The sequence below is a fragment of the Ottowia pentelensis genome, from assembly GCF_964341695.1.
Genome location: NZ_OZ224513.1, coordinates 3,964,912 through 3,988,806, shown reverse-complemented (window position 1 = coordinate 3,988,806; position 23,895 = coordinate 3,964,912). Strand labels below are relative to the sequence as shown.

The 23,895-nt window shown below is 67.6% G+C and carries 23 protein-coding genes and 1 riboswitch; of the genes, 10 read left to right on the top strand and 13 right to left on the bottom strand.

What is annotated here, in order from left to right; genetic code table 11:
* Positions 1-49: 49 nt before the first annotated feature.
* The 4 genes from ACWHMB_RS19435 to ACWHMB_RS19420 all read right to left on the bottom strand — a co-directional run bounded on the left by ACWHMB_RS19435 (position 50) and on the right by ACWHMB_RS19420 (position 4,089).
* A complete protein-coding gene (locus ACWHMB_RS19435) occupies positions 50-682 on the bottom strand; it encodes an AAA family ATPase (RefSeq protein ID WP_377483466.1) in 633 nt (210 codons plus the stop codon).
* 74 nt (positions 683-756) lie between these two features.
* The gene (locus tag ACWHMB_RS19430; RefSeq protein ID WP_293221443.1) at positions 757-1,119 is read right to left on the bottom strand and encodes a type II toxin-antitoxin system prevent-host-death family antitoxin; all 363 of its coding nucleotides are present in this window, start codon (positions 1,117-1,119) and stop codon (positions 757-759) included.
* A 114-nt stretch (positions 1,120-1,233) separates the two neighbouring features.
* Positions 1,234-1,914: a restriction endonuclease gene (locus ACWHMB_RS19425; protein ID WP_377483463.1), complete on the bottom strand. Its 681-nt coding sequence runs from the start codon at positions 1,912-1,914 to the stop codon at positions 1,234-1,236.
* A 189-nt stretch (positions 1,915-2,103) separates the two neighbouring features.
* Positions 2,104-4,089 carry a RecQ family ATP-dependent DNA helicase gene (locus tag ACWHMB_RS19420; RefSeq protein ID WP_377483460.1) on the bottom strand — a complete coding sequence of 662 codons (1,986 nt, stop codon included), beginning with the start codon at positions 4,087-4,089 and terminating at the stop codon, positions 2,104-2,106.
* Positions 4,090-4,146: 57 nt separating this feature from the next.
* Here ACWHMB_RS19420 and ACWHMB_RS19415 point away from each other — a divergent pair, with 57 nt between their 5' ends.
* Entirely contained in the window at positions 4,147-5,193 is a 1,047-nt protein-coding gene (locus tag ACWHMB_RS19415; protein WP_377483458.1) for a homocysteine S-methyltransferase family protein, read from the top strand.
* Positions 5,194-5,297: 104 nt separating this feature from the next.
* On the opposite strand, the gene ACWHMB_RS19410 is transcribed toward ACWHMB_RS19415, so the two are convergent.
* The 3 genes from ACWHMB_RS19410 to ACWHMB_RS19400 form a co-directional block, all read right to left on the bottom strand.
* The gene (locus tag ACWHMB_RS19410; RefSeq protein WP_377483456.1) at positions 5,298-5,717 is read right to left on the bottom strand and encodes a putative toxin-antitoxin system toxin component, PIN family; all 420 of its coding nucleotides are present in this window, start codon (positions 5,715-5,717) and stop codon (positions 5,298-5,300) included.
* On the bottom strand, positions 5,707-5,955 hold the full coding sequence (locus ACWHMB_RS19405) for a type II toxin-antitoxin system Phd/YefM family antitoxin (protein ID WP_377483454.1): 249 nt from the start codon (positions 5,953-5,955) through the stop codon (positions 5,707-5,709). The genes ACWHMB_RS19410 and ACWHMB_RS19405 overlap by 11 nt, the downstream gene beginning before the upstream one ends.
* Before the next feature lie 96 nt (positions 5,956-6,051).
* Positions 6,052-7,302 carry a phospholipase A gene (locus ACWHMB_RS19400; RefSeq protein WP_377483452.1) on the bottom strand — a complete coding sequence of 417 codons (1,251 nt, stop codon included), beginning with the start codon at positions 7,300-7,302 and terminating at the stop codon, positions 6,052-6,054.
* Positions 7,303-7,488: 186 nt separating this feature from the next.
* Here ACWHMB_RS19400 and ACWHMB_RS19395 point away from each other — a divergent pair, with 186 nt between their 5' ends.
* Positions 7,489-7,938 carry a PACE efflux transporter gene (locus ACWHMB_RS19395; RefSeq protein WP_377483450.1) on the top strand — a complete coding sequence of 150 codons (450 nt, stop codon included), beginning with the start codon at positions 7,489-7,491 and terminating at the stop codon, positions 7,936-7,938.
* Positions 7,939-8,015: 77 nt separating this feature from the next.
* Here the strand turns inward: ACWHMB_RS19395 and ACWHMB_RS19390 are convergent, their stop codons facing one another.
* A complete protein-coding gene (locus ACWHMB_RS19390) occupies positions 8,016-10,970 on the bottom strand; it encodes a DEAD/DEAH box helicase family protein (protein ID WP_447648685.1) in 2,955 nt (984 codons plus the stop codon).
* Between the two features lie 52 nt (positions 10,971-11,022).
* On the opposite strand from ACWHMB_RS19390, the gene ACWHMB_RS19385 reads away from it, so the two are divergent.
* Both ACWHMB_RS19385 and ACWHMB_RS19380 read left to right on the top strand, forming a co-directional pair.
* Entirely contained in the window at positions 11,023-11,304 is a 282-nt protein-coding gene (locus ACWHMB_RS19385; protein WP_377483491.1) for a type II toxin-antitoxin system RelE/ParE family toxin, read from the top strand.
* Positions 11,305-11,316: 12 nt separating this feature from the next.
* A complete protein-coding gene (locus ACWHMB_RS19380) occupies positions 11,317-11,619 on the top strand; it encodes a HigA family addiction module antitoxin (protein WP_377483446.1) in 303 nt (100 codons plus the stop codon).
* 20 nt (positions 11,620-11,639) lie between these two features.
* On the opposite strand, the gene ACWHMB_RS19375 is transcribed toward ACWHMB_RS19380, so the two are convergent.
* Positions 11,640-12,626, bottom strand: coding sequence for a hypothetical protein (locus ACWHMB_RS19375; protein WP_377483444.1), 987 nt, complete (start codon positions 12,624-12,626; stop codon positions 11,640-11,642).
* A gap of 102 nt (positions 12,627-12,728) precedes the next feature.
* On the opposite strand from ACWHMB_RS19375, the gene ACWHMB_RS19370 reads away from it, so the two are divergent.
* Entirely contained in the window at positions 12,729-13,703 is a 975-nt protein-coding gene (locus tag ACWHMB_RS19370) for an IS481 family transposase (RefSeq protein WP_377542716.1), read from the top strand.
* Here ACWHMB_RS19370 and ACWHMB_RS19365 read toward each other — a convergent pair.
* The 3 genes from ACWHMB_RS19365 to ACWHMB_RS19355 all read right to left on the bottom strand — a co-directional run bounded on the left by ACWHMB_RS19365 (position 13,593) and on the right by ACWHMB_RS19355 (position 15,869).
* Positions 13,593-14,108: a DNA methyltransferase gene (locus tag ACWHMB_RS19365; RefSeq protein WP_377542781.1), complete on the bottom strand. Its 516-nt coding sequence runs from the start codon at positions 14,106-14,108 to the stop codon at positions 13,593-13,595. The two genes, ACWHMB_RS19370 and ACWHMB_RS19365, sit on opposite strands and share 111 nt — an antisense overlap.
* 44 nt (positions 14,109-14,152) lie before the next feature.
* On the bottom strand, positions 14,153-15,124 hold the full coding sequence (locus ACWHMB_RS19360) for an IS481 family transposase (RefSeq protein WP_377542714.1): 972 nt from the start codon (positions 15,122-15,124) through the stop codon (positions 14,153-14,155).
* A gap of 85 nt (positions 15,125-15,209) precedes the next feature.
* Entirely contained in the window at positions 15,210-15,869 is a 660-nt protein-coding gene (locus tag ACWHMB_RS19355) for a DNA methyltransferase (protein ID WP_377482339.1), read from the bottom strand.
* A 120-nt stretch (positions 15,870-15,989) separates the two neighbouring features.
* On the opposite strand from ACWHMB_RS19355, the gene ACWHMB_RS19350 reads away from it, so the two are divergent.
* The 5 genes from ACWHMB_RS19350 to ACWHMB_RS19330 all read left to right on the top strand — a co-directional run bounded on the left by ACWHMB_RS19350 (position 15,990) and on the right by ACWHMB_RS19330 (position 22,917).
* The gene (locus tag ACWHMB_RS19350) at positions 15,990-16,397 is read left to right on the top strand and encodes a helix-turn-helix domain-containing protein (RefSeq protein WP_377482337.1); all 408 of its coding nucleotides are present in this window, start codon (positions 15,990-15,992) and stop codon (positions 16,395-16,397) included.
* A 46-nt stretch (positions 16,398-16,443) separates the two neighbouring features.
* Positions 16,444-17,646: a threonine ammonia-lyase gene (locus tag ACWHMB_RS19345; RefSeq protein ID WP_377482335.1), complete on the top strand. Its 1,203-nt coding sequence runs from the start codon at positions 16,444-16,446 to the stop codon at positions 17,644-17,646.
* Positions 17,647-17,693: 47 nt separating this feature from the next.
* A riboswitch (S-adenosyl-L-homocysteine riboswitch) is annotated at positions 17,694-17,772 on the top strand.
* A gap of 53 nt (positions 17,773-17,825) precedes the next feature.
* The gene (gene metH, locus ACWHMB_RS19340; RefSeq protein WP_377482345.1) at positions 17,826-20,585 is read left to right on the top strand and encodes a methionine synthase; all 2,760 of its coding nucleotides are present in this window, start codon (positions 17,826-17,828) and stop codon (positions 20,583-20,585) included.
* A gap of 66 nt (positions 20,586-20,651) precedes the next feature.
* Entirely contained in the window at positions 20,652-21,149 is a 498-nt protein-coding gene (locus ACWHMB_RS19335) for a hypothetical protein (protein ID WP_377482333.1), read from the top strand.
* A 55-nt stretch (positions 21,150-21,204) separates the two neighbouring features.
* Positions 21,205-22,917, top strand: coding sequence for a GMC family oxidoreductase (locus ACWHMB_RS19330; protein WP_377482331.1), 1,713 nt, complete (start codon positions 21,205-21,207; stop codon positions 22,915-22,917).
* Here ACWHMB_RS19330 and ACWHMB_RS19325 read toward each other — a convergent pair.
* Complete coding sequence (locus ACWHMB_RS19325) at positions 22,907-23,800, bottom strand: LysR family transcriptional regulator (protein WP_377482329.1); 894 nt, start codon at positions 23,798-23,800, stop codon at positions 22,907-22,909. The two genes, ACWHMB_RS19330 and ACWHMB_RS19325, sit on opposite strands and share 11 nt — an antisense overlap.
* Positions 23,801-23,895: the final 95 nt, after the last annotated feature.

Here is a 23,895-nt window from a genome sequence, read left to right as displayed (position 1 = left end):
ACGTAGCGGGCTTTTTTGTGCTTGACTGGCCCGGCGGTGGTCGCATCCATCACCCCGCCAGCGCCGCCTCCAGCACCGGCTTGGCCCAGTCGGGCGTACGGGCCAGCCGGGCGGCGTCGTCGGCCGCCGGCCACGCCAGCCAGCCCTTTTGAATGACGGCCACCGGCCGCGGGTCGGGCACGGGCTGGCCGGGCGCCACGCTGGCGCTGTTGTCGAACAGACGCACCTCGGCCAGCTGCGGCAGCAGGGCGATCAGGTTGGCGATGGCGGCGTGCCAGCGCTCGCGCACCTTGGCTTCGGGGATGTCGTGGCCGCCGGCGGCCACGCGCTGGCGCACGCGCGCCAGGTGCAGCTCGGGCGACGCCAGGCCGCAAAACCACACCAGCACCTCGTGCGTGCGGCTGGCCGCCCGCAGCCGCGCCGGCACGCTGCGCCCGCCCAGGGTGGTTTCGAAGGCGAAGCTGCGCCGGTGCGCGACGGCTTCGTCCAGCCGGCGCATGCCCTCGGTCCAGGCGGCGGCGTTGGCGGCGGCCTGTGCGCAGCCGGTGGCGTCCACCAACTCACGGGCAAAGCTGTCGGGGTTGAACCAGGGCAGGCCGGCGCGCGTCAGCAGATGGCCGCCGACCGAGCTTTTGCCGGCGCCGTTGACGCCGGCCAGCACGTAGAGCACGGGGCGGGGCATTCAAGCCAAATCGGGGTGTATCGCTTGCTGGACAAGCGCGAGCAGCTATCAATAACGCAGCAAACCAGGGCCGGTCAATGCGTCTGGCCCGCCAACACCTGCCCGTCCAGCGTGGCCGGCTGGGCGAAGGCCGCGCGCAGGCGGGCGCCGGCGTCGTCGGCGGCCAGCGCGGTCAGGCGCTCGTCGAAGCGCTGGCGCAGCGCCTGCAGCGCGTCCTGCTGGCGCGCCTGGGCGCTTTCGGCGGCCTGCACCAGGCGCTGGTATTCGTCGGTGGACAGGATGACGGCCTCGGGCTGGTCGTGGTTGGTGACCAGCACGCGGCCCTCGCGCCCGACGGTGCGCATGACGCCGCGCCAGCCCAGCTTCTTGACGTCGGACGCGGGGGTGCGCGGCAGGCTTTGCACGGCGGGCGGGGATGCGGCCAGGGCGGCGGTCATGTCAAGCTCCAGAAGACCCAATGAGGGCAATATACCCTATTTACCCATTTTGGGTCACGTCGCTCGGCCCACGGGCCGGCGAGCGTGCGTACCGGTGCGCCGTCGCTGTCGCGCTCAGCAGGCGCCGCCGGGTGCGGCCGCCGCGTCGGGCGTGAAAGGCACGGTCGGCATGAAGTCGCGTCGGCCGCGCACTTCGTCGTCGGGCCGCAGGACGGGCCGGCGCGGTGCGGCGGGCAGCGGCCGGGGCGCTGCGGCGGCGGCGACGGCGGCCGGCGCGGCGCGCGGCGCGTTCACGGCCGGGGCAGGCACCACGGGTGCCACGGGCGCGGCGCCCTCGCGCGGCGGCGGCAGCGGGCGCAGCTGGCCGGGCTCCAGCAGCAGGATGGCGTTTTCGCGCGCCAGCGCGCGTGCCGCCGGGGTGAACACGTCGCGCGCGCACAGCACGATGCCGGCCGTGGCGCGCTGCTGGGCCACGGCGCGCAGGACGGCCTGCACGGTCGCCGCGTCCACGCGCGCCGCCTGCCAATGGGCGGCATGCACCAGGTAGCGGCGCGGGCCCTTGCGCAGCAGGCGGTTGCCCGCCTCGGCCCAGGGCTGGGCCGGGTCTTCGGGCGCCAGGCCGCGGACGTCGAAAAAGCGCGTGGCCAGCTGGGCCAGTTGCGTCCACTGCGCGCTGGCGCCGGCTGCGGCACCCGGCCGGGCCAGGCGGGCGCGCCGCGCGGGCAGCCAGGCCGCAAGGGCCGCGGCCACGCGGGCCAGCAGGCTGGGCGAGGGGGGCGCTGAGGCGGTGGTCATGGTGTTCTTTCAAGGGCTGGCGCGGACGAGCGCGCGGACAGGAGGCGATTGTGGTGAAGGCCGACCCGCCCGTCTGTGCCGTCCTTCACGCTTTTGCGGCGCGGCGGCGTGGCAAATCGCCCCAGTGCGCGCCAGCGTGACGGATTGCGCAGGCGCGGCGCTCTCAGAGCGCGCCGGATCGGGCGATGCTCAGGGCGCCGACTGGCACACCCGCAGCACCTGCTCGCCGTAGCGCTCCAGCTTGGTCGCGCCAATGCCGCTGACGCCTTCGAGATCGGCCATCGAGCCCGGTGCGCGCGCGGCGATGGCGGCCAGGGTGGCGTCGTGGAAGATCACGTAGGCGGGCAGCTTGTGCTCGCGCGCCACTTCGCCGCGCCAGGCCTTGAGGGCGGCAAAGCGCGCCTGGGCGGCCGCGTCCAGCTCGGCGGCAGCGGCGTCTTGTTTGCTGCGTTTTTGAGAGCGTCTGGCGCTTTTGGTGCGCCGGCTGGGGCCCGATTTGGCCGCGACGGCGCGCAGGCGCACCGGCTGCTCGCCGCGCAGGATGGGGCGCGCGCCGGGCAGCAGCTGCACGGTGTTGAAGCGCTCGGCGTCCACGCGCAGCGCGCCGACGGCGATCAGCTGGCGCAGCACGCCGCGCAAGTCGGCCTCGCTGAATTCGGCGCCCAGGCCGAAGGTGCTGATCTGGTCGTGGCCGAACTGGCGCACCTTGTCGCTGGACTTGCCGCGCAGGATGTCCATCAGGTGGCCGGCGCCGAAGCCGATGCCGCTCATCTCGTGCACGCGGTAGACGGTGGACAGCAGCTTGCGCGCGCAGTCGGTGGCGTCCCACACCGCGGGCGGGTGCAGGCAGTTGTCGCAGTGGCCACAAAAGCCGGGGCGATAGCGCGGGCGTGTGGATTTAGGGTCGAACAGGCCTTCGGCGCGCGCCAGATAAGCGCCATCAGCTATCGAATCAGAAGCGTCGGCCATGCGCTCGCCAAAATAGGCCAGCAGGCGCTCGCGCCGGCAGTCGGTGGCTTCGGCCAGCGCCAGCAGGGCGTCCAGCTTGCCGCGCATCACCTGCTTGAACTCGTCGCCGGCGGGGCTGTCATCGATCATGCGGCGCTGATTGACCACGTCCTGCAGGCCATAGGCCATCCAGGCATCGGCCGGCAGCCCGTCGCGCCCGGCGCGGCCCGTCTCCTGGTAATAGCCCTCGATGTTCTTGGGCAAGTCCACGTGGGCGACAAAGCGCACGTCGGGCTTGTCGATGCCCATGCCGAAGGCGATGGTGGCCACCATCACCACGCCGTCCTCGCGCAGAAAGCGGTCCTGGTTCTGGCGGCGCTCGTCGGCCGGCAGGCCGGCGTGGTAGGGCAGCGCGTCCAGCCCGTGGGTGCACAGCGTGGCGGCCAGCTCGTCCACGCGCTTGCGCGACTGGCAATACACGATGCCGGCCTCGCCCGGGTGCTCGTCCTCGATGAACTGCAGCAGCTGGCGCGTCGGGTCCTTCTTGTCGACGATGGTGTAGGCGATGTTGGGCCGGTCGAAGCTGCTGACGAAGGGCCGCGCGGCCTGCAGCTGCAGGCGCTCGACGATGTCGGCGCGCGTGACGGCGTCGGCCGTGGCCGTCAGCGCGATGCGCGGCACGTCGGGCCAGCGCTCGTGCAGCACCGTCAGCTGGCGGTATTCGGGCCGAAAGTCGTGCCCCCACTGGCTCACGCAATGCGCCTCGTCGATGGCGAACAGGCCGAGCTGGCCGTGTGCGTGCAGCGTGTCCAGCAGACCCAGGAAGCGCGGCGTGGCCACGCGCTCGGGCGCGGCGTACAGCAGCGTCAGCTGGCCGGCCAGCAGGCGCCGCTCGACGTCCTCGGCCTGCTCCCAGTCCAGCGTGGAGTTGAGAAAGGCCGCCGCCACGCCGGCCTCGTGCAGCGCGCCCACCTGGTCGTGCATCAGCGCGATCAGCGGCGAGATGACCAGCGTGACGCCGCACCCGGCCCGCTGGCGCGCGAGGGCCGGGATCTGATAGCACAGCGACTTGCCGCCGCCGGTGGGCATCAGCACCAGCGCGTCGCCGCCGGCCGTGACGTGATCGACGATAGCGGCCTGCTGGCCGCGAAAGTGCTCGTAGCCGAAGACCTCGCGCAAGATGGCGAGCGGGGCGGAGGCGGTGGAAGGCGGGGCAAGGCAAGACAAGCCCTCGATTGTCCCCAAAAACCGGGCCCGCACCCCGCGCCGCCTAAAATTTGGGCCATGAACGGCCAGCCCTACACCCGCGCCCAGCAACTGCCCCAGATCCTGCAACAGCGCCTGGTCATCCTCGACGGCGCCATGGGCACCATGATCCAGCAGCTCAAGCTGGGCGAGGCGCAGTACCGGGGCGAGCGCTTTGCGGACTTCCACAAGGACGTCAAGGGCAACAACGAACTGCTCAACCTGACGCAGCCGCGGCTGATCGCCGACATCCACGAAAAATACCTGGCCGCCGGCGCCGACCTGATCGAGACCAACACCTTCGGCGCCACCCGCGTGGCGCAGGCCGACTACGACATGGCGCCGCTGGCGCGCGAGATGAACGTCGCCGCCGCCCGGCTGGCGCGTGCCGCCTGCGACAAATATTCAACGCCCGACAAGCCGCGCTTTGTCGCCGGCGCCCTGGGCCCCACGCCCAAGACCGCCAGCATCAGCCCCGATGTCAACGACCCCGGCGCGCGCAACGTCGACTTCGAAACCCTGCGCGCGGCGTATTACGAGCAGGTCGAGGGCCTGGTCGAGGGCGGCGCCGACGTGCTGCTGGTCGAGACCATCTTCGACACGCTGAACGCCAAGGCCGCGCTGTTCGCCATCGACGAGTTCTTCGAGCAAAGCGGCCAGCGCCTGCCGCTCATCATCAGCGGCACGGTGACCGACGCCTCGGGCCGCGTGCTGTCGGGCCAGACCGTGACCGCCTTCTGGTACAGCGTGCGCCACGCCCAGCCGCTGGCCGTGGGCCTGAACTGCGCCCTGGGCGCGGCACTGATGCGTCCCTACATCCAGGAGCTGGCCAAGGCCGCGCCCGACACCTTCATCAGCTGCTACCCCAACGCCGGCCTGCCCAACCCGATGAGCGAGACCGGCTTCGACGAAACCCCCGAGGTCACCAGCCGCCTGCTGCACGAGTTTGCCGCCGAGGGCCTGGTCAACATCGTGGGCGGCTGCTGTGGCACCACGCCCGACCACATCGGCGCCATCGTGCGCGCCGTGGGGCCGCTGGCGCCGCGCGGCGTGCAGGCGGCGGGGTTCTACAAGGAGGCGGCTTGAAGATTCAAGCCAAATCGGCCTTTCGCCCGCACCAATCAAGCGCAAAACGCTATTGAATAAATAGTATTCGAGACGAGCTGCGGGCCCGTTTTCCGCTTGCCGCCTCAGCCCATCGCCTTCTGCGAAAACGCCGTCGGCGTCAGGATTTCGATGCCGTGAAACGGGTGCAGGGCCAGCAAGTCCCGGTCACCGGTCACGATCAACTGCGCCTGGCCTGTGAGGGCGACGTCGAGAAATTTGTCGTCCTTCTGGTCGCGGCATGCGCGCACGCACTGCGTGACGATGACCAAGCGAACCACGCCGCCGAGCTGGCGCAGAAACTGCTGGCGCTCGGCGCGCGATACCCAGCGGTCGAAGCGCGGGCGCGACAAAACGTCGGCCAACTCGGCCAGCGTGGCTTCGGACATCAGCGGCATGCCCCATGCCAGGCCGTGGTCGACCGCGCGGGCCGCCGCGCCACCGGGCAGCAGCAGGCGGCTGATCCACAGGTTGGTGTCGATGACCAGCCGGCGCTCAGTCGTCACCCAGCAATTCCTGCAAGACCTGCTCGTTCATGCCGGCGGCCTGCGCATCGTGGCCGACCTGGTCGCAAAAGCGTTGAAACTCCGACACGTTCAAATGCACCAGTCGCTGGTATTCGTCGGCCGACATGATGACCGCCACATCCCGTTTTTGCCGCTGGATCAGCACCGGCCCGCGTCGGGTCGATTCGATGACCTGCGCAAACTCGTTTCGCGCTTGACTGGTGGTGATGGTTTGCATGGCGGTTACGTACTATTTGTACAAATTGAACATATTGTACGTAAAACGCATCGCCGGGTCGATCGGGCTGCCAAGCACGCCCACCACGCACGGCGTTCAGAAATCCACCAGGCTCAAGCCGATCGAGAACACGGTGCGGCGGAAGTTGTAGTCCAGCAGGCTGTCGCCGTAGCCGTGGAAGACGGCGGTGTACAGGCGCAGGCCCGAGAAGCTGTTGCCCCAGCCGTCGCCCAGCGAGCGCGTCCATTCCAGCCGGCCCGAGCCGTAGCGGTTGAGCGAGCCGGTGTAGGTGGCGCGCAGGGTGTTCTTGCGGTCGACGTTCCAAGTCAGGCTGAGGTCGCCGCGGCCGACGTAGCGGCTGATGTCGGGGTTGTTGTCCTGGGCGCGGCTTTCGGGCAGGCGCTTCCACAGCCGGGCTTCGACGCTGAAGCGCTGGTCTTTCTCGAACCCGGCCATCAGGTAGGCGCGGTTCCAGCTGCGCGACAGCGGATCGCTCTGGCCGTTGGACTGGTGCGCCAGGCCGATGCCGGAGTAGCGCCACAGCCAGTCGCCCGGCAGCCTGAGCGTGGTGGGGTAGACGTAGATCAGCTCGGGCAGGTGGTCGGTGTTGCGAAACGGCCGCGACAGGCCGCTGTTGAACACCTGCCAGTACGACTGCTGGGTGTAGGCCGCCCACAGCGAGTCGCGCAGCGTGCCGCCGGCGGGCGTGAACAGGCCCGAGGCCAGCTTGGTGCGCACCGACAGCGACAGGCGCATCTCGTGCCGGCTGTAGTCGATCGGCGTGCTGGCGCTGTTGGCCGGGTTGGGCGAGGCGGGCAGGCGGTTGGCGCGATCGCCGGCGACCACCGACGCCGTGGTCGGGTGGAACGAGCGCAGGCCGAAGGTCGGGCAGCTCGACCCCGACTCCAGCTCCCAAAAGCGCGACAGCTCGGAAAACTGGCGGTCGCGGCAGCCCTGCTCCAGCCCCACGCCAACGATGCCGGCCGAGCCCGAGGCGCTGGTGCTGCCCTCGGCGGGCGCAGGCTGGGTCGTCGCCACGGCTTCGGCCACCTGGCCGCGCACGGCGGCCGCCGGCGCGCTGGGCGCCACGTTGGTCTGCGGCGAGGCCGCCACCGAGCGTGCCTTGTCCTCGATGGCCTGCACCAGTTGCTGCTGCGCGTGCGCCCAGTCGTCGAAGCAGGCCAGGCGCGTGGCGTCGGGTTGGTCCACGCAGGCCTGCCAGGCCAGGGCGGATGCGAGCGCGGCCGGCGTGGGCGCGGGCGGCGCGGCGGGGGCTTGTGCGCCGCACAGGGCGGGGCAAACCATGGGCAGCAGGACGGCGAGCTGCGAGGGGCGAGGACGGTGCATGCGGGGACGGGCGTTCGGGCGGGCGCTGGCCGGAGCGAGTCCGGCGAGCAAAAAAACGGTCGGGCCCGCCGCGCGCGGGCCAAGGGCGCATTGTGGGTGCTGCCGGCGCCGCACGTGCATCCGCATGTGACGGCGCCCGCAAGCCCGCCCTCTGCGTGCGCGGCGGCTTCGCTACAGTGATGCCCCATGTCGGCTTCTTCTCCCACACTGTTTTCCCTTCAGGGCCCTTGGCGGCGCGTGGTGTTCGTGACCTTGTACGAACTGATCGCGATCGCGGTCACCACCGTCGGCTTCATGCTGTTCACCGACTCGGGTGCGGCGCACGCGGGCGTCATCTCGGCCGCGTCCTCGGTCCTCGCGGTGGTCTGGAACGTGGCCTTCAACGCCCTGTTCGAGCGCTGGGAAAGCCGCCAGAGCGTGCGCGGGCGCAGCCTGGCGCGGCGCGTGGCGCACGCTCTCGGCTTCGAGGGCGGGCTGGCGCTGATGCTGGTGCCGCTGCTGGCCTGGTGGTTCGACGTCGGCCTGTGGCAGGCGCTGGTGATGGACCTGGGGCTGCTGCTGTTCTTCCTGGTCTACACCTTTGTCTTCAACTGGGGGTTCGATCGCGTGTTCGGGCTGCCGGCGGCAGCGGTTTGAAGTGTTCCGTTAACTCCTGAAAATATAGCTTGCCGCGCAGACCTGGAGACTGCTAGAAGCACATTTGGCTTGTTTCTTCAAAGCAGGCTGGCCTGAAGCTCCGCGCTGGCCAATGGCCGCAGCCGAGCAAACTCCAGCAGTTGCGCCAGGTGCGCGCCCTTGGCATGCCACTCGTTCACCACATCCTCGCCCAGCAGCACGTAATGCCACGGCAGGCCCTGCCGGTGCTCGGGCGCCAGCGCGTTGATGCGATCACACCAGGCGATGGCGGCGCGCAGCTTGCGCTGCACGTTGGGGTGCGCCGTCTGCTGCTGCGCCTTGGTTTCCACCAGGTAGATTGCATCCGCCGTGCGGACCAGAAAGTCCGGGCTGTAGAACGCGGGTAGGCCATCGTCCTTCACGTAGCGCAGCCGGGCAAAGGGGTGGCGCGTCTCGCTGATCTTGCAGAAGGCCAGCACGTGGCTGTCTGCCTGCGCCCAGTGGATGAAGGTCTTTTCCAGCCCACCATTGCGCGCGGGCCAGCCCAGGCGGGTGTAGATGCACTTGCCGACCTCCACCGAATGGGCTTCCCGCACCATCAGGCGCGGGGTTTCGCTCAAGAAACGCGCATGCACCTCGGTCTGGCCGGTGGTTTGCGTCTGCTCTGACTCCACCAGTGCCATGGCGAACACCTTGGTGATGTGGTCCACCACCGGCTGCAGCAGCAACAGGCGCCAGTTTTCGTTCTCCAGCGGGTTGAAGGTTTCGCCAAACAACTGCGTCCACACATAGTCGTCCAGCCAGCCCGTCAGGTCTGCCGTGTGCACCTGCAGATACGGTTTGGCCAGGTGCGAAGCGATCTTGTTGCCCTTGGGCAGCGGCTCGGAGAGCGCCTGGCTGATGCGCCTTGTGAGCCGCGCCAGATAGTCGTTGTAGCCCGCCACGTTCATCACCGCGCCCGCCACGCGGTAGTCGCCAAACAGCGTGGCGCTTTGCAGGTCTTGCGAGATGAAGGTGTCACCCTGGCCCAGCAGCGCCGCCAGTTGCGCCTGCGGCATGGCCGTGAAGGCGGGCAGCGCGGCCACATCCAGCGCCGTATGGCGGTGCTCTTCGTCCGCCTCGCGCAGGATGAAGGGAATGCCGAAGTCGAACGCCTCGAAGCCCGCGCGCAGCTCGGCGGCGATCACATCGCCCGTACTCGGCGTGTTGTCCATGCCCTCGCCCGTGGTGCCCGCCAGCCCCGCTTTCAGCAGGTCGTCATAGAACGACTGAAAAGCCGGGTGCTCCACGATACTCAGCACATCCAGCAGGCTGCCCGGCTCCTGCCCGGCGGCGATGCGCTCGCGGTTCTCGCGCTTCAGGTCGCCGTATTCCGCCTCGCGCCACATCAGCCGCAGGCCGCGGCCAATGGTCTGCTCCAGCAGAATCTGCGCCTGCGACGAGCGCAGCGGCACGATCACACAGATGTTGTTCACGTCGAAGCCCTCGCGCAGCATCAGCACGCTGACGATCACGCGCGGCGCGGCGTGCCTATCGACATTGAACAAGCGCTCGCGCACCGGCGCCCAGTCCTTCTCGCCCAGCTCGGCCTTCTTGCCCGAATCGATGGTCATCACCTCGTCGTCGTGCTGTCCCTCCTGCTCCTGCAGAAACTGCGCCACCAGCGGCGATACCGTCGTGTCCTCGCACACCACCAGCATCTTGGGGTGGCGCGTGGGGTCGATGCGGGCAAAGTCGGCTTCGAGCTTGCGCAGCTTGTGCAGGCCCGCGCGCAGCATCACGCGCTGGCCCTCGCTCAGGGCCGGGTTGCCGTTCTCGTCGCGCTCGGCCTTGAACTCCAGGGGCAGCGCGCCCACCTCCTTGCGCCGGTCCAGCACCAGCGACTTGACCAGCCCGGCGCGCATGGCGCTTTGCAGGTCGAAGTCCGTCACGATGTGCGGGAAGTACAGCTTCTTCTTGTTCTTGCCACTGCCCACGTCGTTGTACGGCGTGGCCGAGAAGTCCACCTGTACAAAGCGCCGCCCCTTGGCTGCAGCGATGCGGCTCAGGCTCTTTTGCCATTCCACCTCCGTCACCTCGCCCTCGCGCTTGAACTCGTGGATGTGGTGCGCCTCGTCGTTGAACACCATCAGCTCGGGCAGCTGGGCCAGAAACTCCAGCACATTGCCGCGTGCATAGCGCCGGTCCAGCACGTCCAGGCTGTTGCCCGTGGCGCGGCCCGGCGCCAGCGGCAGCACGGCGGCGGCCACCTCGTGCGCGGGCAGCGGCGCGCCGGGAGCTTCCACTGCCTCGGCGTCTTCCACCTCATCCACCGCGTCGCCTTCAGCCAGCAAATGCCAGTTGGTGATGGCGATCATTCCGTTGCCCGTGGCCTTCAGGCCGATCTCGTCCTTGGCGCACACGTTGCCGCGCACAAAGGCAAACACCGCCTCGCGGTGTGATTCGGGCACGAACAGGTCGGCAAACTTCGTCACGTCCGATTGAGAAAAATCCCGCGCCCCGCTTGCGCTGCCTGCTATCAATTTTCCGCAGAACGCATCCAGCAGCCGCTCATAAACGATCAGCCCCGGCGCTACCACCATGAACTGCCGCGTAAAGCGCGCATCGTCAATGCCTTCGGCCAGCGCCGCCGTCTTGTTCAGCAGCTGCCAGATCAGCAGCGCCTGCAGCACCCAAGTCTTGCCCGTCCCCGTGGCCATCTTGAAGCAGTACTTGGGGTGCGCATGTTTGCCCGCCGACACCTCGGCCAGCCGCGTGCCCGCCAGCAGCGCATCGGGCGCCACCTGCGCGTACAGGTCTTTCAGTGACGCCGCGCCCAGCACCTCGTGCGCCACGATGGCGTTCAAGATGGCCTGCCGCTGCCCGGCGTGAAAGTTCAGCCCGCCGCGCGCGTCCACCATGTCCTGGCCAAACCACCAGTGCAGCAGCTCCGCCGTGGTGGGGGTCACCAGCTCCAGCAGGTCGGCGGCCCCGTGTTCCAGGCTCAGGGCGAGTTGGTTGGCGCGGGTGGTCAGGGCGGCAGAAAGCGCCAGGGGATGGTGTATGTCAGACATTGGCATGAGCCTGCTTGCCGCAGAAAATAAACAAAACGTTTATAATGAAGCCATGATTGAAAGCTTTGCCAGCACTGAAACACAGCAGCTTTTCAGCACCGGCAAATCGCGCCGTCTGCCGCCCGACATCCTGCGGCGCGCCGTCATGCGGCTGACCCAACTGGACGCAGCCACGGCGCTGGAGGACTTGCGTCTGCCCCCCTCCAACCGCCTCGAAGCCCTGAGTGGCGATCGCGCCGGACAATGGAGCATTCGCATCAACGGCCAGTGGCGCGTGTGCTTTCGCTTCGAGCGCGGCCATGCGCAAGACGTTGAAATCGTGGACTACCACTGAGGAGAAATGACCATGACCACTCCGCACAACGGCCTGCCCGCCATCCACCCCGGCGAATTCCTGCGCGAAACGCTGAACGACCTGGGCCTGACGCAAGCCGCATTCGCCAGCGCGCTGGGCGTTTCGCCCATGCGCGTGTCGCACCTGCTCAAGGGCGACCGCCCCGTGACCGCCGAGTTGGCGCTGCGCCTGGGCCGCGCGCTGGGCCAGACGCCGCAATACTGGCTGAACCTGCAAACCAGCTACGACCTGAAAGTGGCGCAAGCCGAAATGAAGGACAGCCTGAACGCCGTGCGCGAATTGGCGACGGCTTGAAGCGCATCGGTGCCTCTGGCTCATGCCAGCCCCACCGTGGCCACCACCTCCGCTTCAAACCCAAACACGTCCACCACCCGCACGCACACCCTGCGCGGCCCGTCCTTGGGCGGAACGGTCAGCACCGCCTGCGTCACCACACGCAGCGCGTCGGCGTCATTGGCGGTATTGCCCCGGTAGTCCTGCCAGACGGAACGGAACACCTCGCCGTCATAGTCCGGGTCCACCGCCCAGTACTCGATCAGCGCCAGCGGCTCGGCATTGGCCACCTGCTGCAGCTTGGCGCGGTTGGCGTCGTCCAGGTTGATGGCCTCGGGCGACAGCAGCACGTAGTTCTTCAGGCGCACCGTCAGCCGTTCCTGGTTTTCCTCCCTCTCCCCCTGGGAGAGGGCCGGGGTGAGGGCCACGCGCTCGATCGGGTGCAGGGTCAGATATTGCAGGCTGGAAAAGCGCACCTGCCCGCGCAGCTTGTCCACGCTGCCTTTCTTGCGCAGGCGGTCCAGCAGGTCGGGCGGAATCACCAGCACTTCCAGCCGGTCGTCATTCAGCCCGGTAATCGTTTCACCAATCGAAGGCTCAAAGTTCCAGCCCAGCACCACCACGCGATCCCAGCCACCCAACAGGTTGTCGCGCTGGGCAATGGCCTTTTTCAGCGTGGCGGCGCCCGTCAGCTTGTTGGGCGAATCGGCCAGCACCAGCGTCTTGCTGCCGCGCCGCCCGCCGAAATCCACGCCCGCGATCTGGCCCAGGTTGCGCTGTGGGTTGGCCTCGGGCGGCAGGGGCAAGGCGCCGTAGAGCGAGAGCACGATCTGCGACAGATCGCCAATGCGGAAATCGCGCTTGCCAAAATGGGTCTTGGCGGCTTCGACCTGATAGTCGCCAATGGCCTGGTAGAGAAAGGGCTTGGATTCCTGGTCGATCAGGCGCTTGCGCATGACCATGCAGGCGGGCTTGCCGATGTCGGTGGTAATCCAGCGGCGGTTAAGTCGCTCTGCTACTTGTTGCATCCCGGACGATTGCATAGATGAAAACCGCTACCCGCTGTTCATGGCCCGAGCCGTATTGCGGGAGTTGATAGAGTCCTTGCAAGCCACCGGGAGTGCCACGCCATGCTGATAGCCCTGCACAAGAACGCCCGCACGACACCGGCCGTGCGCGCCGAGATCGCGGCCAGCCACGAGACCGCCAGTGTCCTGGCCCAGCGCTTTGGCATCACCGAGCAAACGGTCTACAAGTGGAAGAAGCGCCAGGTCTTTGGGGATCGCTCGCACACGGCCCATCGCCTGCAGACGGTGCTCACGCCGGCGCAAGAGAGCGTGGTGGTGCACCTGCGGCGCACCTTGCTGCTGCCCCTGGATGACCTGCTGGCTGTCACGCGGGAGTTCATTTGCCCCCATGTCTCGCGCTCAGGCCTGGATCGGTGCCTGCGCCGCCATGGCGCGGGCAACCTCAATGCCCTCAAGCCCCAGGAGCCTACCGTGGCCCACAAGGCCTTCAAGAGCTACGAGCCGGGCTATGTGCACATGGATGTGAAGTACCTGCCCCAGATGCAGGATGAGAGCAGTCGGCGCTACCTGTTCGTGGCCATCGACCGGGCCACGCGCTGGGTGTACGTGGCCCTCAAGGCCAACAAGACCGCCGCCAGTGCACAGTCCTTCCTGAAGGCACTGCACAAGGCCTGCCCGATCAAGATCCACAAGCTGCTGACCGACAACGGCAAGGAGTTCACCGATCGCCTGTTTGCCAGCCGCGAGCGCCAGCCCAGCGGCAACCACGAGTTCGATCAGTTGTGCGACGAGTTGGGGATCGAACACCGCCTGACCAAGCCCAGAACGCCCAGGACCAATGGCATGGTGGAGAGGTTCAACGGTCGCATTGCCGACGTGCTCAAGACGCACAGGTTCAACAGCCGCGAGGACATGGAGCAGACCTTGCTGCGTTATGTGGCCCTGTACAACCACCAACTGCCGCAGTCAGCGCTGGGCAGCAAGACGCCTATGCAGACCATGAAGCAGTGGTATCAGGAGAGCCCGCATCTGTTTCACAAGCGACCTTATGATCGTCCGGGATGCGACAGCTACTGAAGCTGATGTGCCCGAGCCTCCGAAGAAATCAAGGATGAGCCCATTGCTGGGGCAGGAGGCAGCTATCACCCGTTCTAACAGTCGTGAAGGTTTTTGCGTGCTGTATCCGACATATTCTCCGTACACCTCATTTTCACGAATGATTGGAATGTCATCCCAAACGTCCTTGAGCAAGCTACCTTGGCTGTAGTCGCGAGCAATGTCTTCGTCTTCAGGGTATTGGCCATATCTGCCGAGATACGCATCTGTGGCCTTCCGAAGTTCCAGCGCATCGTTGCTGGCTCGTAGGGCGCCAAACGTGATCTGGGAATTTTCATTCATGTAGCGCCCGAAACGTTTGATAACCGACTCAGAAACAACACCCGATCTCAGGTTCAGGAATGGTTCCGATCCTTTCGAATACATGAAAATCTGCGCGTAGTTACGGACGTAGTTGTTCTTGGCGTTGGTTAAGTGTCGCATCCCGGACGATCATAAGGTCGCTTGTGAAACAGATGCGGGCTCTCCTGATACCACTGCTTCATGGTCTGCATAGGCGTCTTGCTGCCCAGCGCTGACTGCGGCAGTTGGTGGTTGTACAGGGCCACATAACGCAGCAAGGTCTGCTCCATGTCCTCGCGGCTGTTGAACCTGTGCGTCTTGAGCACGTCGGCAATGCGACCGTTGAACCTCTCCACCATGCCATTGGTCCTGGGCGTTCTGGGCTTGGTCAGGCGGTGTTCGATCCCCAACTCGTCGCACAACTGATCGAACTCGTGGTTGCCGCTGGGCTGGCGCTCGCGGCTGGCAAACAGGCGATCGGTGAACTCCTTGCCGTTGTCGGTCAGCAGCTTGTGGATCTTGATCGGGCAGGCCTTGTGCAGTGCCTTCAGGAAGGACTGTGCACTGGCGGCGGTCTTGTTGGCCTTGAGGGCCACGTACACCCAGCGCGTGGCCCGGTCGATGGCCACGAACAGGTAGCGCCGACTGCTCTCATCCTGCATCTGGGGCAGGTACTTCACATCCATGTGCACATAGCCCGGCTCGTAGCTCTTGAAGGCCTTGTGGGCCACGGTAGGCTCCTGGGGCTTGAGGGCATTGAGGTTGCCCGCGCCATGGCGGCGCAGGCACCGATCCAGGCCTGAGCGCGAGACATGGGGGCAAATGAACTCCCGCGTGACAGCCAGCAGGTCATCCAGGGGCAGCAGCAAGGTGCGCCGCAGGTGCACCACCACGCTCTCTTGCGCCGGCGTGAGCACCGTCTGCAGGCGATGGGCCGTGTGCGAGCGATCCCCAAAGACCTGGCGCTTCTTCCACTTGTAGACCGTTTGCTCGGTGATGCCAAAGCGCTGGGCCAGGACACTGGCGGTCTCGTGGCTGGCCGCGATCTCGGCGCGCACGGCCGGTGTCGTGCGGGCGTTCTTGTGCAGGGCTATCAGCATGGCGTGGCACTCCCGGTGGCTTGCAAGGACTCTATCAACTCCCGCAATACGGCTCGGGCCATGAACAGCGGGTAGCGGTTTTCATCTATGCAATCGTCCGGGATGCGACAGTTAAGCCTTTGCCGCCATACGTCCAGATAATTTCGTTGCAAAACTGCTCTTTGCCAAACACCTCATCCATCACCAGCTTCACGTAATGCCCCACATGCCAATCCAGGTGCACATAGATGGAGCCGGTGTCAGCCAGCAGCTCGCGCATCAGAACCAGGCGCGGCGTGATCATCGCCAAGTAGGACGCCGTGCCGTCGCTCCAGGTATCCGAATACGCAAACTGTTCGATCACCGTCGGCTTCTGCTCCAGCTCCAACCCCGGCAGAGTGACCTTGGTGCGGTAGTCGGCCTTGCTGTCGAAGGGCGGGTCGATGTAGATCAAGTCCACCTTGCCGCGCAGGCTGGGCTGGTGCTCGTCGCCCGCCAGCAGCGCGGCCATGGCCAGTAGGTTGTCGCCGTAGATCAGGCGGTTCATCCAGCCGTCGCCACTGTCGTCCTGGGCGGTGGCCTGCCGCTCGGCGCGCTGCTGGCCCGTCACCCAGTCCTGCGCGGCGCTGTCGCGGGCGGGCAGCACCATCTCGCGGGTCTGCAGGCGCACGCGCTGGCGGCCCTCCAGGGCTTCGAGGATGCGTTCGGCTTGCTTGCGGCCTTCCTTGACGATCTCGGGCAGTTGTTCGAGCAGGGATTTGGGCATGCGGTGCGGTACGCGGCGCGCCGGATTGGGTTTCAGCGCAACCAATAATTGAATGAATAATTCAACCAATCGTACAACACGAAGTTCAATTGAAATTCAACCAGAATTTAGTTTTCCAGCATGGATCAGAAGCTGGAATTTGCCGAGCGCCTGCGGGCCGCGATGCAAGCAGCGGGGCTGGAACCGCGCCCGGCCGTATTGCTCGACCTGTTCAACACGCACTACTGGGGCCGATCGGTGACGTTCCAGGCGGTGTCGCGCTGGTTGCGCGGCGAGTCGATTCCCGAGCAGGACAAGCTGATCACATTGGCCGAGGTGCTCAAGGTGGAGCCCGAGGTGCTGCGCTTTGGTGACGCGGTGCGTCAGTCCGTACAGCGGCACCGCCAACGCTGGGACGAGGGCGTGGGCTACTTGGAGCGCGAGACTTTCGACGCCTTCCTGCAACTGCCCGCCCCGCAGCGCAAGCTGATCCGAGAGGTCATCCTGACCTTCGCCAAGGTGCATGGGCTGCGGCCTGCCAACCAATAGCGGCGCCGGCGCTGGGCGGCTGGCCGCTTGCGCGCACAATCGCGCCATGCTGACCCTGGCCGACATCCAACAAGCCGCCGCGCGGGTGCGCGGGCAGGTGCTCGAAACCCCTTGCGTCGAGTCGCGCACGCTGTCCGAGCTGACGGGCGCGCAGGTATTCCTCAAATTCGAGAACCTGCAGTTCACCGCCAGCTTCAAGGAGCGCGGGGCCTGCAACAAGCTGGTGCAGCTGACGCCCGACGAGCGCGCGCGCGGCGTGATCGCCATGAGCGCGGGCAACCACGCGCAGGGCGTGGCCTATCACGCGCAGCGGCTGGGCATTCCGGCCACCATCGTCATGCCCAGCTTCACGCCGGGCGTCAAGGTGGCGCGCACGCGCGGTTTCGGCGCGCAGGTGATCCTGCACGGCGCCACGCTGGAGGCGGCCTACACCCACGCCCGGCAGCTGGCCGACGAGAAAAACCTGGTGTTCGTGCACCCCTACAACGACGTCGCCATCATGGCCGGCCAGGGCACGGCGGCACTGGAGATGCTGGCGCAGCAGCCCGGGCTGGATGCGCTGGTGGTGCCGGTGGGCGGGGGCGGGCTGATTGCCGGCATGGCCACCGCGGCCAAGGCCATCCAGCCCGGCATCACGGTGGTGGGGGTGCAGACGCGGCGCTTTCCGGCCATGGTCAACCTGATGCAGGGCACGCAGCTGGAGCAGGGCGTGAGCACCATCGCCGAAGGCATCGCCGTCGGCGCGCCGGGCCCCGAATGCGTCGAGCTGATCCGCCGCAACGTGGACGACTTCTTGCTGGTGGACGAGGGCGACATCGAGCAGGCCATCGTGCTGCTGCTGGAGATAGAAAAGACCCTGGTCGAAGGCGCGGGCGCCGCGGCGCTGGCGGCGCTGCTGCGCCACCGCGAGCGCCTGGCCGGCAAAAAGGTGGGCATGGTGCTGTCGGGCGGCAACATCGACCCGATGCTGCTGGCCGCCATCATCGAGCGCGGCATGGTGCGCTCGGGCCGGCTGGTGCGCATCGTCGTCAGCACGCGCGACGTGCCAGGCTCGCTGGCGCGCATCACCGCCCTGGTGGCCGACTGCGGCGCCAACGTCGACGAGGTGCACCACCAGCGCGCCTTCACCCTGCTCGCAGCGCAAAACGTCGAGATCGAGATGGTGTTGCAGACGCGCGGGCACGAGCACGTGAACGAGCTGATCGAGCGCCTGCGCGGCGCCGGGCTGGAAGTGCGGCTGGTGCAGTGACCCTGCGCCGGCGTGCCGCACGGCGCGCGCCTTAAAATCATCGGCTGGCTGCCAAGGAGCGTTGCAGCGGGCGCGTGTCCCGTCAGGCTTGGCGCGTATTTCGACTTGCAACGACGCTCACCTGAACGCGCCCTGCCGCAGGTGAGACCATGACTGCCCCCACACCCGAAGTCCCCCCGATGAAGCTGTCCGGCCTGGAGCCGGTGAGCATCGGCGCGGGACACTTGTTCGTCAACATCGGCGAGCGCACCAACGTCACCGGCTCCAAGGCCTTTGCCCGCATGGTCCTGGCCGGCCAGTTCGAGGACGCGCTGGCGGTGGCGCGCCAGCAGGTCGAAAACGGCGCGCAGATCATCGACGTCAACATGGACGAGGCCATGCTGGACAGCCAGGCGGCCATGGTGCGCTTCTTGAACCTGATCGGCTCCGAGCCCGACATCGCCAAGGTGCCGGTGATGGTGGACTCGAGCAAATGGAGCGTGATCGAGGCCGGCCTGCGCTGCCTGCAGGGCAAGGGCATCGTCAACTCCATCAGCATGAAGGAGGGCGTGGACGAGTTCAAGCGCCAGGCGCGCCTGGTGCGCCGCTACGGCGCCGCCGCCGTGGTGATGGCCTTCGACGAGCAGGGCCAGGCCGACACGCTGGAGCGCAAGACCAGCATCTGCGCGCGCGCCTACCGCGTGTTGGTCGACGAAGTGGGCTTCGCGCCCGAGGACATCATCTTCGACCCCAACATCTTCGCCATCGCCACCGGCATCGAGGAGCACAACAACTACGCGGTCGATTTCATCGAGGCCACGCGCTGGATCAAGGCCAACCTGCCGGGCGCCAAGGTATCGGGCGGCGTCAGCAACGTCTCGTTCAGCTTTCGCGGCAACGACCCGGTGCGCGAGGCCATCCACACCGTGTTTCTCTACCACGCCATCCGCGCCGGCATGGACATGGGCATCGTCAACGCCGGCATGGTGGGCGTGTACGACGACTTGGAGCCCGGCCTGCGCGAGCGGGTGGAGGACGTGGTGCTCAACCGCCGCCCCGACGCCGCCGAGCGCCTGCTGGAGATTGCCGAGCAGGCCAAGGGCAACGCCAAGGACGACAGCCAGAAGCTGGCCTGGCGCGCCGCCGAGGTGGAAGCGCGCCTGAGCCACGCGCTGGTGCACGGCATCACCGACTTCGTGGTCGAAGACACCGAAGAATGTTGGCAGAAGATCCGCGCTGCCGGCGGGCGGCCGCTGCAGGTCATCGAAGGCCCGCTGATGGACGGCATGAACGTGGTGGGCGACTTGTTCGGCGCCGGCAAGATGTTTTTGCCGCAGGTGGTGAAAAGCGCGCGCGTGATGAAGCAGGCCGTGGCCCACCTGCTGCCCTACATCGAGGCCGAGAAGGCCCAGTTGCTGGCCGCCGGCGGTGACGTCAAGTCCAAGGGCAAGCTGGTGGTGGCCACCGTCAAGGGCGACGTGCACGACATCGGCAAGAACATCGTCACCGTGGTCCTGCAGTGCAACAACTTCGAGGTCACCAACATGGGCGTGATGGTGCCCTGCCACGAGCTGCTGGCCAAGGCCAAGGAGGTGGGCGCCGACATGGTGGGCGTGAGCGGCCTGATCACCCCCAGCCTGGAGGAGATGCAGCACGTGGCCGCCGAGATGCAAAAGGACGAGTACTTTCGCAGCCGCAACATCCCGCTGCTGATCGGCGGCGCGACGACGAGCCGCGTGCACACCGCGGTCAAGATCGCGCCCCACTACGACGGCCCGGTGGTCTACGTGCCCGACGCCTCGCGCAGCGTGGGTGTGGCGCAAAACCTGCTGGGCGACGGCGCCGAGAAGTTCATCGCCGACACCCGCGCCGACTACGCCCACGTGCGCGATCTGCACGCGCGCAAGAAGAAGCAGCCCATGTGGTCGCTGGCCAAGGCGCGCGCCAACAAGGCCGTCATCGACTGGGCGCACTACACGCCGCCGCAGCCCAAGTTCATCGGCCGGCGCGTGTTCATGAACATCGACTTGGCGGAGCTGGTGCGCTTTCTGGACTGGACGCCGTTTTTCCAGACCTGGGATCTGGCCGGCCACTTCCCGGCCATCCTGAGCGACGAGGTGGTGGGCGAGGAAGCCACGCGCGTCTACCACGACGCGCAGGCCATGCTGAAAAACATCATCGAGCACCGCTGGCTCACGGCCAACGCCGTGATCGGCTTCTGGCCCGCCAACAGCGTGCGCGACGACGACATCGAGCTGTACGCCGACGAGTCGCGCCAGGACGTGGTGCTGACCTGGTACGGCCTGCGCCAGCAGACCGAAAAGCAGGAAGACGCCGACGGCCATCTGCGCCCCAGCCGCTGCCTGGCCGATTTCATCGCCCCGCGTGACCTGCTCCCTCTCCCGCCTGCGGGAGAGGGTGGGGGTGAGGGCAAGAGCGCATCCATCGCCAGGGACTACATCGGCGCCTTCGCCTGCACCGCCGGCATCGGCGCGCGCGAGAAGATCGCCGAGTTCATCGCCGCGCACGACGACTACAGCGCCATCACCTTCGAGGCCCTGGCCGACCGCCTGGCCGAGGCCTGCGCCGAATGGCTGCACCACCGCGTGCGCACCGACCTGTGGGGCTTCGTGCCCGACGAGCACTTCTCCAAAGAGGAGATGATCGACGAGAAGTACCAGGGCATCCGCCCCGCCCCCGGCTACCCCGCCTGCCCCGACCACCGCATCAAGCAGCCGCTGTTCGGCCTGCTGGGCGCGGGCGACGTCGGCATGCACGTGACCGACAGCTTCGCCATGCAGCCCGGCGCCAGCGTCAGCGGCTTTTACTTCAGCCACCCGGCCAGCACCTACTTCAACGTCGGCCCGATCGACGAAAGCCAGGCCGCCGACCTGGCCGCGCGCAGCGACGCGGACCTGGGCAGCGTCAAGCGGGCGCTGGCGCCCAATCTGGGTTTGTAGGCCGGTCGCTCTTGCGCTCGGCCGGCATGGGTCTATATTGCTTGTTTTTGATTCAGGAGAGCCTTCATGTCCCTCGCCGACCTCTTGCAGCAAATCGTGGGTGCCGCCACCCAGCCCAGCGCCGGCCAGCTTGACCAGGTCACGCAAAACGCCAGCAAGGCCGACCTGCAGGGCGGCGTGAGCGCCGCCCTGCGCTCGGACCAGACGCCCGACCTGTCGCAGATCGTGTCGCAGATGTTCGGCCAGGCCAGCCCCGAGCAGCAGGCCGCCATCCTCAACACCATCACGGCCAAGCTGGGCCCGGGCGCGCTGGCGGGCGTGGCCGGCGGCGTGCTGGCCGGCCACGAGGGCGCTGACACGCCGCAGGTGTCGGTGGCCAAGGCCGGCACCGTCACCAGCGACCAGGTGCGCGACGTGGTGAACGCGGCGCAACAGCACGAACCCGGCCTGCTGGAGCGCATCAGCGGCATCTATGCCGAGCACCCCGATCTGATCAAGACCTTGGGCGCCGGCGCGCTGACCATTGCGCTGGCGCACATGAAGAACAACATCGGAAAAAACTGACGGCTCGCTTGCCTCGTCGGCTTATGCTCGGGGGCGCCGCAAGCGCACCCCATCCATGAGCAGCGACAGCACCTTCGACTTCATCATCGTCGGCGCCGGCACGGCCGGCAGCCTGCTGGCCAACCGCCTGTCGCGCGACGCGCGTCGGCGCGTGCTGCTGATCGAGGCCGGCGGCAAGGACGACTACCACTGGATTCACATCCCCGTCGGCTACCTGTACTGCATCGGCAACCCGCGCACCGACTGGCTGTACCAGACCGAGCCCGCCCCCGGCCTGAACGGGCGCACCTTGCGCTACCCACGCGGCAAGGTGCTGGGTGGCAGCAGCAGCATCAACGGCATGCTGTATCTGCGCGGCCAGTCGCGCGACTACGACCAGTGGGCGGCCCTGACGGGCGAGGACGAATGGCGCTGGGAGCGCTGCCTGCCCGACTTCATGGCGCACGAGGACAACTATCGATTCGATAGCTACTCGCGCTTGTCCAGCGGGCGCCAGAGTCCGATTCCGCTTGAGTATGCACGGCTGCACGGCCACGGCGGCGAGTGGCGCGTCGACCGCCAGCGCCTGCGCTGGGACGTACTCGACGCCTTCGCCCAGGCCGCGGTGCAGGCCGGCATTCCGGCCACCGACGACTTCAACGGGGGCGACAACGAGGGCGTCGGCTACTTCCAGGTCAACCAGAAGAACGGTTGGCGCTGGAACGCCGCCAAGGCCTTTCTGCGTCCGGCCTATGCCCGCCCCAACTTCGAGCTGTGGACCGGCGCGCAGGTGATGCGCCTGCTGATCGAGTCGGACGCGGGCGGTCTGCGCTGCACCGGCACCCAGGTGTGGACGGGCCACGAGCAGACCGCCGCCCAACTGGCGCCCGGCGGCCAGCTCATCCTGAGCGCGGGCAGCATCGGTTCGCCGCAGATCCTGCAGCTGTCGGGCATCGGCCCGGCCGAGCTGCTGCGCCAGCACGGCATCGCGGTGCACGCCGACCGCCCCGGCGTGGGCGCCAATCTGCAGGACCATTTGCAGATTCGCAGCGTCTACAAGGTGCGCGGCACCAAAACGCTCAACACCCTGGCCGCCACGCCCTGGGGCAAGGCCGCCATCGGGCTCGAATATTTGCTGCGTCGCACCGGGCCGATGAGCATGGCGCCCAGCCAGCTGGGCGCCTTCACGCGCTCGTCGCCCGAGCTGGCCTGGCCCAACCTCGAATACCACGTGCAGCCGCTCAGCCTGGATGCGTTCGGCGAGCCGCTGCACCGCTTCGGCGCCATCACCGCCAGCGTGTGCAACCTCAATCCCACCAGCCGCGGCAGCGTGCGCATCCAGAGCGCGCGCTTCGAGGACGCGCCCGCCATCGCCCCCAACTACCTCGCCACCGAGGCAGACCGGCAAGTGGCCGCCGACAGCCTGCGCGTCACGCGCCGCATCATGGCCCAGCCGGCCCTGGCGCGCTTTGCGCCCGAGGAGTTCAAGCCCGGCGCGCAATACCAGAGCGACGACGAACTGGCACGCCTGGCCGGCGATATTGCATCGACCATCTTCCACCCCGTCGGCACCACCAAGATGGGCCGCGCCGACGACCCGATGGCGGTGCTGGATGCGCGCTTTCACGTGCACGACGGCGCCGGCGGGCGCATCGCCGGCCTGCGCGTGGTCGACGCCGGTGCCATGCCCACCATCACCAGCGGCAACACCAACAGCCCCACGCTGATGATGGCCGAGAAGGCGGCGCGCTGGATCGCGGCCGGCGACGCCGGCGCGGTCAGCCGGTGATGATCGGCCGCAGCGCTGCCATTTCCTCCACCATGAAGTCGAAGAGCGCCGCCACGCGCGGCGTGCGGCGCAGCTCGGGCGTGGTCAGCACGCGCCAGATGCGCGTGAGCTCGGGGATCGGGCCCAGCACGCGCACCAGTTCCGGCTCGCCGTCGCCCAGCGGCGTGGGCAGCGGCGCCAGGCCCAGGCCCGCCTTGGCCGAACAGGCCAGGCCCAGCACGCTGTTGTTGCGCGCGACGATGCGCCCGGCGGGCGCCACCTGCTTCAGCCACAGGGCGGCGCGGTGTTGGTCCAGGCTGGCGTCCAGTCCCACCCAGTCGTGATGGCCCAGGTCTTCCATGCGCTCGGGCCGGCCCCGGCGCGCCAGATAGGCGGCGCTGGCGTACACCGCCCACAGCGAATCGCCGATCTTGCGGCCCACCAGCGCCGCGTCCTCGGTGTCGCCCGAGCGCAGCGCCACGTCGACTTCGCCCTGGTTCAGGTCGAGGTAGCGGTCGCTCATGACGAACTCGATCTTCAGATTGGGGTAGCGCGCGTGAAAGCGCTCCAGCAGACTGGACGCCGCAAGCTTGTGGACGATGGGCTCGGGGCAGGTCACGCGCACCACGCCACTGAGCTCGCGCGCCTGCCGCCCCAGCTCGTGCGCCAGCGCCTGCGCCGCCTGCTCCACCCGCTCGGCCAGCGGCAACAACTGCTCGCCCAGGGCGGTCAGGCGGTAGCCGGTGGTATGGCGCTGCACCAGCGGGCGCTTGAAGCAGCGCTCCAGCGCAAGCAGCCGGCGCTGCACGGTGGACTGGTTGACGCCCAGCGCCTTGCCCGCTGCCGTGGTGCTGCCGTGGCGCGCCACGGCCAGCAGCACTTTCAGGTCGTTCCAGTCGTACATGCTGGGCTCGCTTTCTGACGATCGAGGAAACCATCCGGATGGCGCGCCGGGCCCGCATTCCTGCGACCCCGTTATGCGAAATCCCGGCTTGTGGC

What these genes read in the sequence shown, in the direction of transcription:
- ACWHMB_RS19400 (WP_377483452.1), bottom strand. Translation starts at nt 7,302, where the DNA reads ATGCACCGTCCTCGCCCCTCGCAGCTCGCCGTCCTGCTGCCCATGGTT.
- ACWHMB_RS19365 (WP_377542781.1), bottom strand. Translation starts at nt 14,108, where the DNA reads ATGTATTCGAAAGGATCGGAACCATTCCTGAACCTGAGATCGGGTGTT.
- ACWHMB_RS19380 (WP_377483446.1), top strand. Translation starts at nt 11,317, where the DNA reads ATGACCACTCCGCACAACGGCCTGCCCGCCATCCACCCCGGCGAATTC.
- ACWHMB_RS19330 (WP_377482331.1), top strand. Translation starts at nt 21,205, where the DNA reads ATGAGCAGCGACAGCACCTTCGACTTCATCATCGTCGGCGCCGGCACG.
- ACWHMB_RS19385 (WP_377483491.1), top strand. Translation starts at nt 11,023, where the DNA reads ATGATTGAAAGCTTTGCCAGCACTGAAACACAGCAGCTTTTCAGCACC.
- ACWHMB_RS19425 (WP_377483463.1), bottom strand. Translation starts at nt 1,914, where the DNA reads ATGACCACCGCCTCAGCGCCCCCCTCGCCCAGCCTGCTGGCCCGCGTG.
- ACWHMB_RS19360 (WP_377542714.1), bottom strand. Translation starts at nt 15,124, where the DNA reads ATGCTGATAGCCCTGCACAAGAACGCCCGCACGACACCGGCCGTGCGC.
- ACWHMB_RS19335 (WP_377482333.1), top strand. Translation starts at nt 20,652, where the DNA reads ATGTCCCTCGCCGACCTCTTGCAGCAAATCGTGGGTGCCGCCACCCAG.
- ACWHMB_RS19430 (WP_293221443.1), bottom strand. Translation starts at nt 1,119, where the DNA reads ATGACCGCCGCCCTGGCCGCATCCCCGCCCGCCGTGCAAAGCCTGCCG.
- ACWHMB_RS19390 (WP_447648685.1), bottom strand. Translation starts at nt 10,970, where the DNA reads ATGTCTGACATACACCATCCCCTGGCGCTTTCTGCCGCCCTGACCACC.
- ACWHMB_RS19350 (WP_377482337.1), top strand. Translation starts at nt 15,990, where the DNA reads ATGGATCAGAAGCTGGAATTTGCCGAGCGCCTGCGGGCCGCGATGCAA.
- ACWHMB_RS19375 (WP_377483444.1), bottom strand. Translation starts at nt 12,626, where the DNA reads ATGCAACAAGTAGCAGAGCGACTTAACCGCCGCTGGATTACCACCGAC.
- ACWHMB_RS19395 (WP_377483450.1), top strand. Translation starts at nt 7,489, where the DNA reads ATGTCGGCTTCTTCTCCCACACTGTTTTCCCTTCAGGGCCCTTGGCGG.
- ACWHMB_RS19325 (WP_377482329.1), bottom strand. Translation starts at nt 23,800, where the DNA reads ATGTACGACTGGAACGACCTGAAAGTGCTGCTGGCCGTGGCGCGCCAC.
- ACWHMB_RS19355 (WP_377482339.1), bottom strand. Translation starts at nt 15,869, where the DNA reads ATGCCCAAATCCCTGCTCGAACAACTGCCCGAGATCGTCAAGGAAGGC.
- metH (WP_377482345.1), top strand. Translation starts at nt 17,826, where the DNA reads ATGAAGCTGTCCGGCCTGGAGCCGGTGAGCATCGGCGCGGGACACTTG.
- ACWHMB_RS19405 (WP_377483454.1), bottom strand. Translation starts at nt 5,955, where the DNA reads ATGCAAACCATCACCACCAGTCAAGCGCGAAACGAGTTTGCGCAGGTC.
- ACWHMB_RS19345 (WP_377482335.1), top strand. Translation starts at nt 16,444, where the DNA reads ATGCTGACCCTGGCCGACATCCAACAAGCCGCCGCGCGGGTGCGCGGG.
- ACWHMB_RS19415 (WP_377483458.1), top strand. Translation starts at nt 4,147, where the DNA reads ATGAACGGCCAGCCCTACACCCGCGCCCAGCAACTGCCCCAGATCCTG.
- ACWHMB_RS19370 (WP_377542716.1), top strand. Translation starts at nt 12,729, where the DNA reads ATGCTGATAGCCCTGCACAAGAACGCCCGCACGACACCGGCCGTGCGC.
- ACWHMB_RS19435 (WP_377483466.1), bottom strand. Translation starts at nt 682, where the DNA reads ATGCCCCGCCCCGTGCTCTACGTGCTGGCCGGCGTCAACGGCGCCGGC.